Source organism: Chryseobacterium sp. (genome assembly GCF_029240215.1).
In the GTDB taxonomy this organism is placed as follows: domain Bacteria; phylum Bacteroidota; class Bacteroidia; order Flavobacteriales; family Weeksellaceae; genus Chryseobacterium.
Genome location: NZ_JARBTK010000003.1, coordinates 253,775 through 271,537, shown reverse-complemented (window position 1 = coordinate 271,537; position 17,763 = coordinate 253,775). Strand labels below are relative to the sequence as shown.

General features: G+C 33.4%; 12 protein-coding genes and 1 CRISPR repeat array. Of the genes, 3 read left to right on the top strand and 9 right to left on the bottom strand.

Going from position 1 to position 17,763, the window contains the following annotated elements; all coding sequences use genetic code 11:
* Positions 1–8: 8 nt before the first annotated feature.
* The 8 genes from K0R77_RS08400 to K0R77_RS08365 all read right to left on the bottom strand — a co-directional run bounded on the left by K0R77_RS08400 (position 9) and on the right by K0R77_RS08365 (position 10,160).
* Positions 9–2,642 (bottom strand): hypothetical protein, encoded by a 2,634-nt coding sequence (locus tag K0R77_RS08400; RefSeq protein WP_300351065.1) that lies wholly within the window; start codon positions 2,640–2,642, stop codon positions 9–11.
* Positions 2,635–4,053, bottom strand: a complete 1,419-nt coding sequence (locus K0R77_RS08395; protein WP_300351062.1) for a hypothetical protein — start codon at positions 4,051–4,053, stop codon at positions 2,635–2,637. Before K0R77_RS08395 ends, K0R77_RS08400 begins: the two co-directional genes overlap by 8 nt.
* 2 nt (positions 4,054–4,055) lie before the next feature.
* On the bottom strand, positions 4,056–5,021 hold the full coding sequence (locus K0R77_RS08390; protein WP_300351060.1) for a hypothetical protein: 966 nt from the start codon (positions 5,019–5,021) through the stop codon (positions 4,056–4,058).
* Between the two features lie 49 nt (positions 5,022–5,070).
* Complete coding sequence (locus K0R77_RS08385; RefSeq protein ID WP_300351057.1) at positions 5,071–6,297, bottom strand: restriction endonuclease subunit S; 1,227 nt, start codon at positions 6,295–6,297, stop codon at positions 5,071–5,073.
* Positions 6,287–7,870 (bottom strand): type I restriction-modification system subunit M, encoded by a 1,584-nt coding sequence (locus K0R77_RS08380; RefSeq protein ID WP_300351054.1) that lies wholly within the window; start codon positions 7,868–7,870, stop codon positions 6,287–6,289. The genes K0R77_RS08385 and K0R77_RS08380 overlap by 11 nt, the downstream gene beginning before the upstream one ends.
* Before the next feature lie 116 nt (positions 7,871–7,986).
* Positions 7,987–8,880 (bottom strand): exonuclease domain-containing protein, encoded by an 894-nt coding sequence (locus K0R77_RS08375; protein WP_300351051.1) that lies wholly within the window; start codon positions 8,878–8,880, stop codon positions 7,987–7,989.
* A gap of 203 nt (positions 8,881–9,083) precedes the next feature.
* Positions 9,084–9,398, bottom strand: coding sequence for a GIY-YIG nuclease family protein (locus K0R77_RS08370; RefSeq protein WP_300351048.1), 315 nt, complete (start codon positions 9,396–9,398; stop codon positions 9,084–9,086).
* A 210-nt stretch (positions 9,399–9,608) separates the two neighbouring features.
* Positions 9,609–10,160, bottom strand: a complete 552-nt coding sequence (locus K0R77_RS08365) for a DUF6266 family protein (RefSeq protein ID WP_300351721.1) — start codon at positions 10,158–10,160, stop codon at positions 9,609–9,611.
* Between the two features lies 1 nt (position 10,161).
* Here K0R77_RS08365 and K0R77_RS08360 point away from each other — a divergent pair, with 1 nt between their 5' ends.
* On the top strand, positions 10,162–10,332 hold the full coding sequence (locus K0R77_RS08360) for a hypothetical protein (RefSeq protein ID WP_300351045.1): 171 nt from the start codon (positions 10,162–10,164) through the stop codon (positions 10,330–10,332).
* 255 nt (positions 10,333–10,587) lie between these two features.
* Here K0R77_RS08360 and K0R77_RS08355 read toward each other — a convergent pair whose 3' ends face one another.
* Positions 10,588–10,776, bottom strand: a complete 189-nt coding sequence (locus K0R77_RS08355) for a hypothetical protein (protein ID WP_300351042.1) — start codon at positions 10,774–10,776, stop codon at positions 10,588–10,590.
* Positions 10,777–11,099: 323 nt separating this feature from the next.
* Here K0R77_RS08355 and K0R77_RS08350 point away from each other — a divergent pair, with 323 nt between their 5' ends.
* Positions 11,100–13,511 carry a hypothetical protein gene (locus K0R77_RS08350; RefSeq protein WP_300351039.1) on the top strand — a complete coding sequence of 804 codons (2,412 nt, stop codon included), beginning with the start codon at positions 11,100–11,102 and terminating at the stop codon, positions 13,509–13,511.
* 116 nt (positions 13,512–13,627) lie between these two features.
* Positions 13,628–16,042, top strand: coding sequence for a hypothetical protein (locus K0R77_RS08345; RefSeq protein ID WP_300351036.1), 2,415 nt, complete (start codon positions 13,628–13,630; stop codon positions 16,040–16,042).
* A gap of 152 nt (positions 16,043–16,194) precedes the next feature.
* Positions 16,195–17,410: direct repeats of the CRISPR family, unit length 47 nt; unit sequence GTTGTGAATTGCTTTCAAAAATTATTATCTTCGTGATTGATCACAAC.
* Between the last annotated feature and the right edge of the window lie 353 nt (positions 17,411–17,763).

The window sequence follows — 17,763 nt, the reverse complement described above, 5'->3', positions numbered from 1 at the left end:
TTTATTTATCAATTATTAAAACTCTGACCTAAACCCATTAATCTTACTCTCTCTAAATATTCGTAAATCATGGATGAATTATATTTAGCATTTCCCACATCATCTTTCTCTTTTTCTAACGCAATTGCTAGTAATGCATATTCATTCTCTAATGATGTAGAAAAAATTCCTTGATCATCTGTATTTATAGAAACTGATAACTGTGGGCAATTTTTGATAATTTCTTTATCTAATTCAAGCCCTAAATTATGAAATCTGGTAATTGGATGTTTTGAATATCTTTTAAAAGTTCCTATTAAATAATTTGAAGTGGGATTGGTTTCAATTGCTATGTTCAAATCCTTAATGTCGTGCATCATTTTTTTCTGAACTTCTTCCACTAACTCCATATATGCATGAGTAACATCGAATTGTTTAATTAGATTCCCAGCAATCTTGATTTTAGAATTAAAATGATAAGCCTGGACTATTCTTTTAGCATCTATACTTAATCTAATATTTTTTATCTTAGGATATTCCTCATTGATACGACATCTTTCCCAATATGTAAGATTTATTTTTCTGTACACATCTATTTCTAGATTATCAAAGTAGAGATATGGGTCATCTCCCCTCAATTTCCATGCATCAAAATAAGTTGTATGTGAGACATTTTTTTCTCGTAATGGATGTGTACTATCATAATTTGATGTGTATAGTTCAAAATACAGATTCTCATACAACTTCTCAAGCCTATTAATCTCATTACGGTGTATTGAAATACCATACTTTCGTATTTTTGCCAGAAGCCAAACAATATTATCTAATACAATTTGTTTAGGTAACATTAATTTATTTTGCTTGAAGTCGTAATATTCTTTAACACCAAAGCCTAAAGCTAGAGCGTGACCAATACGATCTCCTTGTTTCAAATTCAAAAATTTCACACTTTCATCAATTGATCGTAAACCATCTACCAAATCATAGAAATCTTCTCCTGCATGATAAGTTGCATAAATTTTAGGTTCATCTAGACTATCTTTTAGATGATCCAAATGTCCTCTTAATTTATGATTCTTTAGATATCTAAAGCCTTGCGCAAACACTTCTGGGTTTGCATCAAACTCACTTGATGCAGCATCAATACCTCTAATCAGATTAGATAAAGGAGAAGTGCTTTCTCTCAATCGACTAACTGCAATAGATTGATTTTTAATTTCTTCTCTCAAACGAGAATGTCTGCAAAGTATACTACTCGAAATATTATTTAATTTTTGATTATCTCTTTTTTTTATATAGTGTATCGTATAAAAAATATTATTTTTTGTTAGATAAGATCTTTCTTTTCCTCGATTATTTTTTAAGTAAATTCTAGTTTTTTTTAGCAATGTCCTTATTGCATTTTTTCTAAGCGCATGATTATATCCATCAATAGCTAATTTCAATTTAATCACATTGTCCTTAGGAGCAATACGTAACTCAAAAGAATTTATTTTAATATGCTTTTTTGTATCGTGCACCGCTAAATTTATAAATGCTGTATGATAAATACTACCATCTGGCAGAAAATATTCTTTTCTATCTTGATACTTAGCGAAATTAGCAAACCCAACTTTGTCGTTAACCTGAATTAGTTCCGCACGAAACTGTGCTTTAATAAGCAAATATGAATGAAAGAGATAATTGTATTCTTGAAAGTCCCTGTCTTTTTTAAAAACTAATTGGAAGCAGTCGTACATTAATTTACGTTCACCATAAAAAACGTAAGATTTATCAAAATTACTCTTGTGTATATTCTTTGGTATAGCATAGTCAATCGTATGATTTCTGTCACTATTGTACTGAAATTTGTGTCCAAGATCAAACTTCAATAAATTTATATTTTGTGAGATCTCCCGTATTTTTAATAGCAAATCATATGACTGTTCAGAATTACTATCTTTAGATATATCTGCATTTATAACTGAACTAATTTTATGAATCTTACAAAATAATAAATATCTGATATAAGCAGCTTTATAAACTAATATTTTTAATTCTTTCGTTGAACTTAAAGACGCATTTGAAATTTTTGTCAATAGACTTAAATCCTTTTCGAGCATCAAAAATTCATTCTCGAATTTTGTTGGATTATTCATCAAGTTAAGCCAGCTTAAATCGAATACCGGACCCGATCCTTTTAAATGAAAGTGATTATCAGCGAGTCCCTTATTTAATAGAAGTCTTAAACGCTTATTATCAGAAAAAGCAGTTGGTCGCCAGGAAAAAAAACTTCTGTTACTTTTTGACCTATTATCAATGTATGCAAAATACGATGTAGTCAACAAATCTTCGCCTGTATAGTATGATAAGTCTCTCCATTTTAATAAATGATGATAATTGACAAAAGGCTCCTGATTTTCTTCTACTAAAATTTTTGAATTAAAATGATTTAGGATATTAAAATAGTTTTTACTACCATTTTCAATATCTATAAACCAATCATTTTCTAACTTTTGAAATACATTACTGATTTCATCCAAAGAATAATTAGAAAACGCTTGAAAACCTCTTTCCAGAAAGGTCAGTTTATTAATAAATTTTAAAGAATTTTTTGTTCTTAAAATATAATCTGGGCAATAATCAACGAATAACAAGCGAATAGATTTCCGAATATTATCCATTGGAAATCTTATTTAATAAATTATGAATATTATTTAAGCCGTTATTATATTGTCTATCCATTTGGCTTCTGAATTTTTTAAATTCCTGGTGAATTTCTTTATCTTTAACAAAAAGCTTAACGAGAAAATTCATGGCCTGTTTAGTTCCTTGCGAAGTATTTTTATTTGTTTTATCAAAATATTTTTCATATTTCTCAAGCGCTTTTTGAGCAGTTGCAATAGTTTCTGATGAATATGTTTGTAAAAAATTATTTCTATAAACATCATCTATTATTTTACAATATTCTTCTCTGTTATTGAACCATATATTATAAATCGGATTATTTATAATGGTTTCCGAATCAAGAAAATTTAGGAATGGATATTTCAATTTGAGATCTTTAACAACAAATGGAATACCCACAAATACATAATCAAAAACAATATCAGAGTAAGATCCTAGTGAATCTTTCATTTTATGTTTAGAGAAATTATCTAATCTTTTATTGAATTCATTTAGAAATAAAGGATTTAAAAAAAGAGATTTTAAATTTTGATTATTTACACACCAATCAATACATTCATTAACTAAATCAGAAGAAGTAGGCATATTTTCATTTATACAAAACAAGCTTACAATTGGAAAAAGTGGACTAAAACAAGCATTGTCGTATAATCGTGTTAATCGCTTTCTTTCGTAAATATTCTCGTCATCTAGTCTGTAATCAGCTTTTAGTGAACCTGTATATATTATAAAATAGTTCAACCATACTTCATGATCCGGAAAGCTCTCAACAACAGATTTATAATTAAAGACAATTTGATCTCTTCGAAAATCATCTTTCAACTGTCTAGGAAATATTGAGTAGTGATCATTAACTAATCCGCCTTTTAATAAATTTGTCTTTAATATATCAGAGAAATTAGAAATTCTAAAAGCGGTATATATCCTAAGAAAATCAATAAATCTTTTATTGTTATAATCATTTAATCCACAATTATCCTCGATGTAATTAAAGCTAGATGTTAAATCAGCTATGGATATATTATAAGGATTTTTGGTATTGAATATCTCTGTAGTAATTTCTGATTGTCCATAAGTATGATCAAAATCAGTTAGAGAGTTTAATAATTGAATTAAAAACATTTCATCATTTGCGTTACTCAGTTTATTTAACACCATTACCTTATTACTATCAAATTCAGAACTGATCCTGTAATAGAGATAATTCTCAAATTTTTTAAGACTATCTCTATCTTTAAAACAGCTTACTAATTCATTATAGCTTCTTAATGTATCAGGAATTAAAATATTAGACTTAAACTCTGGTTTATTTAGGAAAAGTGAGGTTCTATCATAGATAAGATTTAAAGCTAAATCCTGCAAATTATCCGCATTGCTTAAGATAGTAGAGTTATATTGAATTTGCATAACTAAAACATTTTTGGGTTTGGTAGTATTAATCTTTTTTCATTTGGAATCAACTTTTCTAGATATTTCTCTGATTTATTTATTAAATCTAATTCTGTGATTTCTGTTGACTCATACTTTAGTAATAGTTCAAATTCTCGATAAAAATGGTTTAAAACCACAACTCTTAGTTGCTCCACTTTACATGCAATAAGTAAAATTATGTTAGGCTGAATCAAAAACTGCCTAATATTTTCAAGCATTTCATAAGCTCCAGAAGTATTTAAATCAAAATCGTCAATAGCAATTACCAAATAATCTTTTTGTCTCTCAAATTTTTGTAAATATATTGACACAAGATCTTTAAAACAATTTCTTAGCGTGCTACTAGTCGCTAATTTACTTAGAGCTTCTATAGATTCTTTTTTATATAAGTCTGTTCGGTCAGAATTTATTATTTGAAGATTTTCAAAAACTTCCTGAAATTGTTTTATTAAGGCTCTTCTATCGTCATCTGAAACTTTCGAATTTTCACACTTAATATCAACCTGAAATTTATTAAACATTTGAGCGAGAATAATTTCAAAAAGACTTTCACCACCTCGAAATAATGAAGGATCTACTATATCAATTGTGGCAAACTTCTTTCTTACGATTTCTTTTTTATTACTGAAAAATTCTGAATTTATTTCCAAATGATGATTTATAAGTGCATTTCTAAACGAAATCATAGATGATGATTTACCCTTACCACGCTCACCTGTAAAAGCAATAATGTTATTAAAATTATCATAATCATTTTGTTGATTTGCTTGATCTACAATGCCCTCAACATTGTTTAAAGCTGCCGTATAAACATCTTTAAAAATTGATTTGTAAAACTGATTACCTTTTTCAATTTTTATTTTATACTCTTCATTTAAATTAATGATTAAGTTTGGCTCATTGTCTTTTTCTCGGTTATAATTATTTAGTGAATTATCTTCCATTTTTTTTAAATTTTCATTATAATTTATAGTTTTTATTGCTGTATAAAATTCAAATTAATAAGTTTTTCCTCCCCAACCGCGACAACAACAAACTTTGCAGTTGTGCGATTTTTTGGTTTTGTACTCTAAAATTCAATATTGGAGAATAAATTTTAGTAGTAAAAAAGTCCACTAAATCATCGTCTTTAGCTACAAGTAATCTATAATTACTAACAGTATCTAAGCTATAGTTTGCTTGTACGGCTTGCTGTATATTAAAATTGAAGTATTCCTTATGTTCATTAGCTAAAAAATTCCAATAGATATATTTTGCTTTATTAGATCTAATAATAGCTACTGCTTGATTACAATTCGCATTGTGATTTTCTTCATAGATAGAATATTTACCTAGTGTACCAGCTATGGAAAAAAGAATGTCATGTTTATAAATAATTGACCTTTTTAAATCAGTATTATGTATATTATCATTTATATATGATGTTTTATCAATATTTAGTGTGTGATTTTCATTAATAGTTTCACCTTTAATAAAAGGTATGGAATAATAATCATTTTTCAAAGATGACATTTTTTCTGGAGTTGTACCTTTTGTAATTATTTTAGAAATATCTCCCAATCTCTTCACTTCCCACCCCTCCGGAATCTCCTTTCCAAGCTCTTCGTTCCAAACCATTTTACCTTTGGAAGATTTGTAAGGATTTCCCTCTTCATTTGGAAACTCAAAATCCACAAACCAATGTTTGTACAAAGCCTGCGCAGTAGCTTCTAACTTTTCGCAAATCTGCTCGTTGACTTTTATTTTATTGGCTATGCTTTGGTATTGCGCAACAATTTCTCGCTGTTCTTCGATTGTTGGAATGGGTAATTCAACTTCACACATATCTGCCCAATCAAAAGTTTCTCTCGTACTGCCGTGAGAATGGAATCTAACATATCTGTCAAACTCAGGTCTGGAAAACCACATCATTAAATATTCAGGAAGCAATTCATCAGTATCAATCACTTCAAAAACAACGTAGATTTGAGAAACTAGCGCTTTATCATACTGGTCAGATAAAGCAATGGAAATCTTTTCTCCATTTCTTGAAGTCACAGTTCCATAGGCAAATTGTCTTTTCTCAATGATTTTATAGACAGACATATCCGTACCTATGATATTTGCAATTGAAGGTATCAGCTTTTTAGTAATGCTCACGCCTAAAAGAACTTCTGTTGCCGAATCTCTGTTCCGAACATTAACCTGTTGAATATAATTACCTAATCTCTTATAACTCATAGCCGAGAGTTTTAAAAACATTGGAAACCTCATCTTTCAACTGACTTTCCTGCTGAAACAGATCTTTCAAATCAGTCTGTAAACTTTGCATCTGCTCAGCATAATCCAGACTTTCATCACGGTTGACGAATTCAATATATTTACTCGGTACCAAAGAATAGTCTTTTTGACGAATTTCTTCTAAAGTAGCACTGTAAGAATATTCAGGGATATTGTAACCACCCCGTCCTTCGGACACCCCTCCAGTGGAGGGGAATTGTTGCCAATTGTGATAATGAGTCGCAATCGCAGTAATTTCATCTTCGCCAAACTGAATGAATTTCTTTTCAAACGGTTCACCTTTCTGACGCAAATCCATAAACAGCACTTCGCCTTTTCGGTTACGGTAATTTTTAATGCCGTCATTTACTTCAAAAGTTCTTTCGTTTTTATTGCGGTTCAGAATCCAAAGCGTTACTGAAATATCGGTAGAATAAAACATTGCTCTTGGTAAAATCACAACCGCTTCCACCAAATCATTTTCAATAATCTGCTTCCGGATTTTATATTCTTCACCACCACCGCTCAAGGCACCGTTTGCCAAAATAAATCCGGCAACGCCATTCTGAGAAAGCTTGGAGATCATATTCAGAATCCACGCATAATTGGCATTGGATTTTGGTGGCACTTCATAACCTGCCCATCTTGGGTCGGTGGTCAGTTCGTTTTCCGCACGCCAGTCTTTTAAATTAAAAGGTGGGTTCGCCATTATGTAGTCGGCTTTCAGATCTTTATGCTGGTCGTCGCCAAAAGTATCTGCTGCTTTGTTCCCCAGATTAGAAGAAATCCCACGGATGGCGAGATTCATCTTGGCGAGTTTATAGGTCGTGTTGGTCAGCTCCTGACCGTAGATAGAAACGTCTTTTTTGTTTCCCTTATGCTTTTCAATAAACTTCAGCGACTGTACAAACATCCCACCCGAACCACAGGAAGGGTCATAGATTTTCCCTTTGTAAGGCTCTATCATTTCAGCGATGAGGTTGACGATAGACTTTGGCGTATAGAATTCTCCTTTTCCTTTCCCTTCGGCAATGGCAAATTTGCTCAGGAAATATTCATACACACGCCCGACAATATCATGGGCTTCGTCGCGTAGCGTATCAATATTGTTGATGGTATCCAGCAAAGCCGAGAACTTAGACTGATCCAGCCCAAGACGTGAAAAATAATTATCGGGCAAAGCACCTTCCAGAGATTTGTTGGTACGCTCAATGGTTTTTAGGGCAGAATCTACAATCAGGGTAATATTTTCCTGTTTGGCGTTTTCCATAATAAAAGTCCACCGCGATTCTTCCGGCAGGTAAAAGACATTCTCCGCCTGATAGAACTCGGGAATATCCAGAAAAGCTTCTTTATGTTCGTTGATAAGTTCCTTTCTTCTTCTCAAGAATTTGTCATTCGCAAACTTGAGGAAGATCAGACTCAACACCACGTGCTTGTATTCGGAAGGCTCCACAGAACCTCTTAATTTATTGGCAGAATCCCAGAGGATTTCTTCGGTACTTTTTGTTTTTGCAGCTGTTTTCGTTGCCATTATATCTTTTCTTGATCAACAGTTTTATAGTACTGTTATTTATTTATATGTTAAGAAATCAAAGATAATTAAAAATCTATTGTCACCTCATCGGGAAGGTTTAACTATTTGTCTAATTAAGTTTTAATAAACTCCCCAATCAACCCCAGCAACTCCTCCTCATTCATCACCGCAATACTCAAAGCAGAAATCTTTTCCATTTTCTTGGGTCCGGCTCCGGTTCCTACCAATACCAGATCTGTATTTTTTGAAATGCTGGTGTTGATATCTGCACCGCAGTCAAATAAAATCTGTGCTAATTTATTTCGCTGTTTCGGGAAGGCAGTGAACTCTCCGGTAATGACTACTTTTTTAGAATAGAAATAGTGGTTTTCGTACTTTGGTTTTACGGTTGGGTAAATGAGCGAAGAATTGATCTTTTTGGAGGCGAAAGTTTCTGAAAAGAAATCTTTTTTTACAGCTTCTTTCTTTATTTGATGATCAGGTTGAAAGAAGCTGTTCAATTTGAAATACTGATTCATTTTCAGGAAAATCAATCCGCAAACTTCAGCATCATATTGAGAATTGTGATGAAGCTTTTCGCTGAAATTCAGATTCAACAGTTCGGCAAGCGTTGACAATTGATGATTGTTTAGATAAGGAAAAAGCTGTTGGGAAAGCTGTAAAGTGCAGATGCCTTGGTATGCAGGGAGATCTATTTCATAATACCTGAATAAGCTTTCCAGAATCGGAAATTCTACCGTACATCCATTGTGTGCCACGACCACCTGACCTTCAATATGTTCTCTGATCAAATCCCAAACCGCAGGAAAATGCGGAGCAGTACAGGTATCTTCTGCCGTGATTCCGTGGATAGAGGTATGAAGGGCAAGGTATTCATTGCCGGGTGGCTGTACCAGAAAATTATTGGAATAGATTACTGTTCCGTTTTCAAATACCGAGATCCCGATGCTGCAGACAGAACATGAATCATTGTTTGCCTTTTCAAAGTCAATGGCTGTAAATCTCATTTCCGTGGTTTTAGTTTTGTCAAATGTAAAAAAAAAATGGGAATCCCAATTATGGGAAACCGTAAAATGTGGGTGGCTTCGGCTACGCTCAGCCACCTGTGATTTTTGATTTTTTTAAGGTTGGGTTATTTTATTTTATATTTTCATATTGGGTACTGATGATCGTGTAAATTTGGAAGATGCTTATTTTATCGCTCAGCCACCTACCCTTCTTTATCATAAAACTTACAATGAGTTTCATTCATACAATCGGCTGCTTTTTTTAATTCTTCGTCCCATCCATTTATCAACGCTTCTTTCTTCTTCCTGCTCCAACCCTGCACCTGTTTTTCACGATAAAAGGCAAGATCAATGCGGTCATATTCTTCATAATAAAGAAGTTTTACGGGAAGTCTTTTTTTAGTATGATTAGCTCCTTCACCATTCTGATGCTGTGCGAGCCTCAGTTCGAGATTGTTGGTACTTCCTGTGTAGTAGCTACCGTCTGAGCACAGGAGAATATACATCCATCCTTTCATGATTTGTATTTTTTTTATTTAAAAATAGTAATTTTTATTAAATAAATACATAAAATTAAAACCATCAACAAAAATAGCAAAGATACCGGTGGCTGAGCGTAGCCGAAGCCACGCCCAATGTGGCTTCGGCTACGCTCAGCCACCTTGAATATTTTTAAGAACGCTCAGCCACCACAAAAAAAATCTCCATCAAATGATGGAGACTGAGAACTAAAGAACGGTAAACATACCGAGATACGGACTGTTGCAGGCGAGGGATTCTTCAATATTAAAGTACATCCAGACATGAATTTCTTTTCCCGAATAATAAGGTGCTAATGTAATATCGGCAGTCACGGAACTGCGATCATTCAGTGATTGGAAAATTTCAAATGTCCCGAGCTCTTCGCAATAGCAGACTGCATTGGCTATGTCGGTAGCTTTTGCATTTCCCTGAATGCTGTTATCTTCCCAGGAAAGACTCAGCATTTGCCCACTCTGCGGAACTGCCGAAGGATTTTGGAAACCAGCCAGATTGCCTTTTGTAATCAGAATTTTGTTGTACACCAAAGAAGGAACATTTGCCGTCACCTGCACTGCTTCATTAATAGTGTACGAAGTCGCCATATTGACTCTTGATTTGGAGCCACTCCCCGATCCGAAATATCTGCTCTGAATGTTTTTGATTGGTTGCAGGAAATTAATCACCAGTTTAAATTTGTTCTGCTGCAAAAGCTGTTTTTCGCTCGGCGGTCTGCTGCTTGGTTTGGGCGTACTTCTGATAATGTCTTGTCCTCGCCAGTTGGCTCCTACGATTGTACCTACTTTTCATGAAAATCCTCCAAGGATTCCTTTTGTAATACGTGCCATCTTATGTAATTTATTGGTTGATGAAACGAAGGTAAAACAGAATATTCAAGCGTACATCATTCCTGCAAATAATGACAGCTTTTGACAGCAATTGAAGTATTCTGAACGGTTTATTGCACTGTTGCCCGCACAATCGTTATGCTTTCTTCTGGTCTGATTCGGAAAAAAGAATCTTTTATCGAAGAGCTGCCAAACAGAAGGCGAAGAGAACAGAAGTATGATGAATTGATCATCAATGAAAGAGTGAAAATGGTCATAAAAAAGCCCTCATTGTTTGAGGGCAGTGATGAAAAATGATTTCGGGTAAAATATTTTGCGTCCGATCCTGATATGCGGAATATCATTTTTGTTTTCTTAATCGGTGGAGTGTGCTGTCACTTATATTTAAAAGTTGTTTGACATCAGCACTGTCATAATAATTCAAATCATTTCCCGGCGATTTTTTAAGAGTTTCTAAAATTTCGGAAAGCAAGGTCAAAACTGCAGTTGCAAATTGTTCTTCCGATAATTGCGGATCTAATTTTTCCATCATGTAAGGTTTTTAATTTAACATAATAAATTTTTACTACATAAAATCCGATATTTTAATTTTAATTCACCTATATCAACGATAACATTTAAATAATATTATTTATCTTTCCAATTAAGTTTAAATTTTATTTTTAATTTAAAAAAGAATAAAAGTCTCTCATTCATTAAATAATCAGCATCTGTAAAGTAAAATACTTCAAATCTTTGATTTTAATTTATGTGTAATTTCAAAAAAAAAAGGTGTATGAATATTATTTATTTCTCCTAAGTAAGGAAAAAATGTATTTTTGAAAATTAATTTTAAAAAACGCAAATTAAAGAATGAGTATTTATTTATTTAAAAGGATGGCTTTAGTGCTTACATTATCTGCTGCAACCTATGCTTACACACAGGATAAAGCTGAAACAGCTCTTCAGAAATTCGCAGAAAATTATCCACAAGAAAAAATTCATTTGCTTTTCAACAAAGATCATTATGTAACCGGAGAGAATCTCTGGTTTAAGGCATTTGTTTTTGAAGGATATAACCGTTCCACGATTTCCACAAACCTTTTTGTAGAATTGTATGACCGCAGTAAAAAACTGATTGACAAAAAAATGGTTCCTCTATTAAAGGGCGAAGGAAGTGGCAGTTTTCTTTTGGCAGCAAATTTAAAAGAAGATGTATATTTTATCAGGGCATATACTACGTGGATGACCAATTTCAGTGAAGACTTCAATTATCTGCAACCCATAACAATATACAATCCCTTATCTCCTCAAAAATTGCAAACTGATACGGAAGCTGTCTGGTCAGCAACTGTACATCCTGAAAGCGGAACTTTTATAGACGGCATTAAAACAAAATTTGCTGTAAGATTACATTCAAAAGGAATCACCCCTTCAAAATGGAATGGTTTTGTTAGTGAAACTGAAAATCCTGACACACCAATCGTAAAGTTGACAGGTTTTGATCAGAATGTAGGATCATTTACTATCAAACCTCAGGTCGGAAAAAAATATCAGGTCACTCTTCAGGATGAGGCAGGAAAAAAAGTTAGTATTAATTTACCTCCAGTTAGTTCTTCAGGAATTAATCTGCAGGTTGAAAGCAGCAATACTGCCGTAAAATATTCTATTCAGTCAAAAAATATTTCTGCAGATACTCAGCCATATAAAATTTTGGGTACAATCAATAATGTACTTGTTTATAAAGCAATCATCCATAAAATGACCGATGCACAATCGGCTTCTATCCCGGCAAACAAACTCGTTAACGGAGTTTTACAACTTACTTTATTTGATTCAAAAGAAAATGTAGTTGCTCAGCGTTTATGTTTTGTACAGCCTGATCTTTTAAATATCAAAAAACCTAACCTTACAAGTAATCTTAATCCATCCGAAAGAGCCAAAAATTCTCTCACAATTGGGAAGAATGCCAATTACAACGGATACAGCATTGTTGTAACCGATCCGGAAAGAAGCAGTTCTGAAGAGGAAAACAGCGTTTTAAGCAGTCTTTGGCTCACAGGTGATTTCAGTTCAACCATTTCCAGACCTGCACAATATTTCACCAAAAATCATCAGTCGGAAGCATTGGATGCTCTCCTTATTTCCGAAAAATGGAACCGATTTAACTGGAACAGCATCATGCTTGGCAATTATCCTTTTATAAAAAACAAACCTGAATCTTATATTTCATATAAAGGAAAAGTTGTTTCTCAAGGTAAGCCAGCTGCCAACGCAGATCTTAATTTAATTTTTAAAATGCCTGATACGGGGATGAAATTTCATCAGATCAAGACAGATGCTTCAGGACTTTTTACTTTAAAAAATCTTGTTTTTGAAGATACCATGACTTTCTCCTATCAGCTTAATTCAAGTGATAAAGCTGTTGTTAACAGTACTCAGGTTTACTTTCAGCCAGATTTCAGCTTTGTACCGCTTAGAAAAGAATTACCTGACAGCAGAATGAAACTGACTGAAAGAATTCAGGGAGAAGAAATTCCTGCAAAAGTTGCCCAATCTATTGCCAATCTGGCTTCGGAGAAGTTTATCAATGAAAAAGTAACTGATATTGAAGAAGTAAAAATAAAAGCTGATAAAAGAAATAAAACTAAAAAGCTGAATGATGAATTGAGCAGTCCGATGTTTAAAAGTGCCAACGAAATGGTGTTTGACTTTGTCAATGAAAACAACGGAATGGGAGCTCTCAATGTTGTTCAGTGGCTACAGGGCAGAGTCCCAGGATTACAGATCAATTCTCAGGGTGGAAACACTACTGCAACGATGCGCGGCGGACAAGTAGAAATTTTTCTTGACGAAATGAGAATTGACGGTTCTCAAATCTCCATGATTTCTGTTCCCGAAGTTGCGATGATCAAAGTAATAAGAGGTTTCTTTTCGGGAAGTGCAGGTGGTGGAAACGGAGCTATTCTAATCTATACACGCCGTGGAGGAATCACAGGGTCTGTTCAGGATACTAAATCTAAAACATTAAAAGAAATGAATTTAAAAGGGTATGATAAAGAAGAACCTTTTAATAATCAGATCTATGAAAGCATAGAGACCCAAAGCCTTACAAAAGATTCCCGAAGCACACTCTACTGGAATCCCTATCTTCTAAAAGATGATAAAGAACCTACAACCATACAGTTTTATAACAATGATAGTGCAAAAGAATTTAAAGTAATTATCATCGGATTTGATGAAGAAGATGATACTCCACTCTACTACAATGAAATTTTAAAATAGAATCTATTTATTTACAGTCTTGAGAATAGAAATATTTTCAAATCATAAAATTTCTTATTATTTTAAAAGTATTCTTTTTTTTTTACTAATTTGCACATAATTAATGCAGTTAGGCAATGAAAAGAATACTTTTATTCTGTTTTCTCTTGGCTTTTTCAAGCCAGTTTTCTTCACAACAATCAGTTGATAAAGCGCTTCAAACTTTAAACGAAAAATTTTCTCAGGAAAACATCTACATTCTCACTGATAAAGATTTTTATCTTTCAGGTGAAACAGTATGGTTTAACGCTATGGTTTTCAGGAATTTCACAACATCTGATTTATCAACAAATTTCTTTATTGAAATATATGACCGTAACAAGAAGCAGATCTTAAAGAGACGTTTCCCGGTTTTTAACGGCGCTGTACAAGGAAGTATTCAGCTTCCCGAAAGTTTGAGCGAAGATGTGTATTTTTTGAGAGCCTATACTCCGATGATGAGCAATCTGAGTGAAGATTTTCAGTATTTAAAGCAAATTCCCATTTACAATCCTGATTCACCCAACAAACTGGTAGCAGACAAAACATCTTCATGGACTGCAACTGTACATCCCGAAGGAAATACTTTTATACAGGGAATCTCAAGTAAAATTGCGGTACGTCTTCATTCTACCGGAACCCCTCCTGCAGAATGGGAAGGCTATGTCATCGAAAAAAGTAATCCTGAGAAGAAAATCTCTACCTTCAAAGGACTGGACGGAAACGCAGGAGTTTTCACGTTAACCCCGGAAAAAGATAAAATCTATGAAGCCGTAATTACGGATAATAATGGACATCAAAATACAGTAACCCTTCCAAAAGCTGCCGAAACCGGAGTCAGTCTTCAGGTAATCAGCGAAAAAGATAACATTCGATATAAAATTCAGAATACCGCACAGAGCTTTCCCTACTATACTGTCGTTGCCAATATTGGAGATCAGCTTGTTTATAAAGCAAAAATCAATCAGTTGAAAGATGTATTTCAGGCAATCCCAACCAATCAGCTGATCAACAGCATTTTGCAGATTACGGTTTTTGATGATAAAGAAAATATTCTGGCAAGCAGAATGTGTTTTGTAATGCCTCAAAACCTTCTCGTATCTGTACCGGAAGTAAAAGCTAAAACTTTGAGTACCGAAAAAAGAGGGTTTAATTCATTTGATATAAAAGCTATTAAGGGTGTACCGAATTATTCTGTCGCAGTGTTTGATCCTGAAGACAAAAAATCACTGCAGGATGAAAATCTTTTGAGTTCATTATGGTTAAGCAGTGTTATTACCTCTAAAATAGACCGTCCTGCCCAATATTTTAGTGAAAAACGAAATATCGAAGCTCTTGATGCCCTTCTTATTTCCGAACAATGGAAAATGTTTGACTGGAAGGAAATCATTTCAGGAAAATATCCTACTATCATCAATCAATCTTCAAAATATATTTCCTACAAAGGAAGAGTGACCGTCAATGCAAAACCTGCCATACAACAAAACCTTGTTATGTTTGTGGATGGAGATTTATCGGGGAATCAAGTTTTTGAGGTAGAAACAGACAGCAACGGAGAATTCTTTTTCGATAATATGATTTTCGAAAAGCCTATTAAAATAACCTATCAAATCAACGGAGCCAATGCTGCCCTTAAAAGCAGAACCAATGTTTTTATTAATCCTACCAATACTTTTATTCCTTTAAAGAAAGAATTACCTCCTGTAGAAAATTACAAACTTGTTGATAGAAATTCATCTTCAGAAATTTCACAATCAGCTGAACTGACTAAAACGATTGAAGCAAGAAGATCTAAAAAGGAATATAATGAAAAGGTGACAACGATTGAAGAAGTAAAATTAAAAGCCAAAAAGAAAAACCTTACTCAGGAACTCAACAAAAAACTCAGCAGCCCACTTTACAACAGTATGAATGAAGTTGTTTTTGATTTTGTCAATGAAAACCAATCTGCAGCAAGTTCACCCAACATTCTGCAGTGGCTCCAAGGTCGTGTTGCAGGATTGACGATCAATTATGACAACGGAGTTCCTACTCCTTATATCCGTCAGGGGAAAGCCAATATTTATTTAGATGAAATGTTAATGGATGCAGGTTCTCTTAATGGAATATCAGCCGATAACATTGCTATGGTAAAAGTAATTAAAGACGGGACTGTCGGCATGAGCGGCGGTGGAAATGGAGCCGTACTTGTCTATACTAAAAGAGGTGACACTCAGGCTCCGGCTCGTGCCAATAATTTGCTGACCATGACTGACCTTAACTTTTTTGTAATGGAAGGCTATAATACATCTGAAAAATATCCTGATTCTGATTATGGAAATTCTGAACTTTCTAAATTAAGTTATGATTACCGCACTGTTTTATATTGGAATTCTTCTTTAGAAGCAGATGAGACCACACCAACCCCAATTGATTTCTACAATAACGACACTGCGAAAAAGTTCCGATTTATTATTATAGGATCTGATAATGAAAAATATCTACCTGTATATTATGATAAAATAGTTCCTTAATTTTTCCTGTTGTGAATTGCTTTCAAAAATTATTATCTTCGTGATTGATCACAACTGAACGATTTAAATCAACATCTGTTTTCTTGTTGTGAATTGCTTTTATCTTCGTGATTGATCACAACCGGTAACAATCTTTCTAAGTATTCGCCGACGTTGTGAATTGCTTTCAAAAATTATTATCTTCGTGATTGATCACAACCATTGCAAAAACGCGTCCGAGCAACGTACGGTTGTGAATTGCTTTCAAAAATTATTATCTTCGTGATTGATCACAACTTTAGAAGTGGCTTTTGTCCCTTCAAATAAGTTGTGAATTGCTTTCAAAAATTATTATCTTCGTGATTGATCACAACATATCATTTCTATAATTATTCTTCCTAATAGTTGTGAATTGCTTTCAAAAATTATTATCTTCGTGATTGATCACAACTTTGGAACAGTATTTCGGAAGTCTTGACTTGTTGTGAATTGCTTTCAAAAATTATTATCTTCGTGATTGATCACAACATAAACTCCTACGGCTCCATTTCTTACGTAGTTGTGAATTGCTTTCAAAAATTATTATCTTCGTGATTGATCACAACTAATTCTTGTAAGTCTGTGTCCTTACTCATGTTGTGAATTGCTTTCAAAAATTATTATCTTCGTGATTGATCACAACCTTTGAAAAGTTGCTCATGTAGTAATTGTGGTTGTGAATTGCTTTCAAAAATTATTATCTTCGTGATTGATCACAACTTTTGAACACTCGTTAAGCAATTTGTTTTAGTTGTGAATTGCTTTCAAAAATTATTATCTTCGTGATTGATCACAACTAAAATAATATTATTAGGTAATTTGGGCAAGTTGTGAATTGCTTTCAAAAATTATTATCTTCGTGATTGATCACAACATTTTCTTGTTCATTAACTCTTGTTCAGCAGTTGTGAATTGCTTTCAAAAATTATTATCTTCGTGATTGATCACAACCCGCGAGTATTAAAATACTTATTAACGAAGGTTGTGAATTGCTTTCAAAAATTATTATCTTCGTGATTGATATCTTCGTGATTGATCACAACCATTACTTTTCCGTTCGTCACATCGATATCGTTGTGAATTGCTTTCAAAAATTATTATCTTCGTGATTGATCACAACCCTGCAGTTTTTGTTGTCCCTGGAGGGTTTGTTGTGAATTGCTTTCAAAAATTATTATCTTCGTGATTGATCACAACGTAGTTATTTTGATACATTACATTATCGTTGTTGTGAATTGCTTTCAAAAATTATTATCTTCGTGATTGATCACAACCGATTTCTGAGAGTAGTAAACAATGCTTTGTTGTGAATTGCTTTCAAAAATTATTATCTTCGTGATTGATCACAACAATTTCATCATAAGCCAAAGCTCCTACAGCGTTGTGAATTGCTTTCAAAAATTATTATCTTCGTGATTGATCACAACAGGCTTTATTCAAAGGTTCTGTCGAAGTTAGTTGTGAATTGCTTTCAAAAATTATTATCTTCGTGATTGATCACAACGAAACAATTCCAGCTTCTAAAACTTACATAGTTGTGAATTGCTTTCAAAAATTATTATCTTCGTGATTGATCACAACTCTTTCATAGGAATCATTTCCATTTTCCTAGTTGTGAATTGCTTTCAAAAATTATTATCTTCGTGATTGATCACAACACACCAAATGCAAAAGACAGCACTTCTTTTGTTGTGAATTGCTTT

What these genes read in the sequence shown, in the direction of transcription:
- K0R77_RS08375 (WP_300351051.1), bottom strand. Translation starts at nt 8,880, where the DNA reads ATGAGATTTACAGCCATTGACTTTGAAAAGGCAAACAATGATTCATGT.
- K0R77_RS08385 (WP_300351057.1), bottom strand. Translation starts at nt 6,297, where the DNA reads ATGAGTTATAAGAGATTAGGTAATTATATTCAACAGGTTAATGTTCGG.
- K0R77_RS08380 (WP_300351054.1), bottom strand. Translation starts at nt 7,870, where the DNA reads ATGGCAACGAAAACAGCTGCAAAAACAAAAAGTACCGAAGAAATCCTC.
- K0R77_RS08390 (WP_300351060.1), bottom strand. Translation starts at nt 5,021, where the DNA reads ATGGAAGATAATTCACTAAATAATTATAACCGAGAAAAAGACAATGAG.
- K0R77_RS08360 (WP_300351045.1), top strand. Translation starts at nt 10,162, where the DNA reads ATGTCTTGTCCTCGCCAGTTGGCTCCTACGATTGTACCTACTTTTCAT.
- K0R77_RS08350 (WP_300351039.1), top strand. Translation starts at nt 11,100, where the DNA reads ATGAGTATTTATTTATTTAAAAGGATGGCTTTAGTGCTTACATTATCT.
- K0R77_RS08400 (WP_300351065.1), bottom strand. Translation starts at nt 2,642, where the DNA reads ATGGATAATATTCGGAAATCTATTCGCTTGTTATTCGTTGATTATTGC.
- K0R77_RS08395 (WP_300351062.1), bottom strand. Translation starts at nt 4,053, where the DNA reads ATGCAAATTCAATATAACTCTACTATCTTAAGCAATGCGGATAATTTG.
- K0R77_RS08345 (WP_300351036.1), top strand. Translation starts at nt 13,628, where the DNA reads ATGAAAAGAATACTTTTATTCTGTTTTCTCTTGGCTTTTTCAAGCCAG.
- K0R77_RS08355 (WP_300351042.1), bottom strand. Translation starts at nt 10,776, where the DNA reads ATGGAAAAATTAGATCCGCAATTATCGGAAGAACAATTTGCAACTGCA.
- K0R77_RS08370 (WP_300351048.1), bottom strand. Translation starts at nt 9,398, where the DNA reads ATGAAAGGATGGATGTATATTCTCCTGTGCTCAGACGGTAGCTACTAC.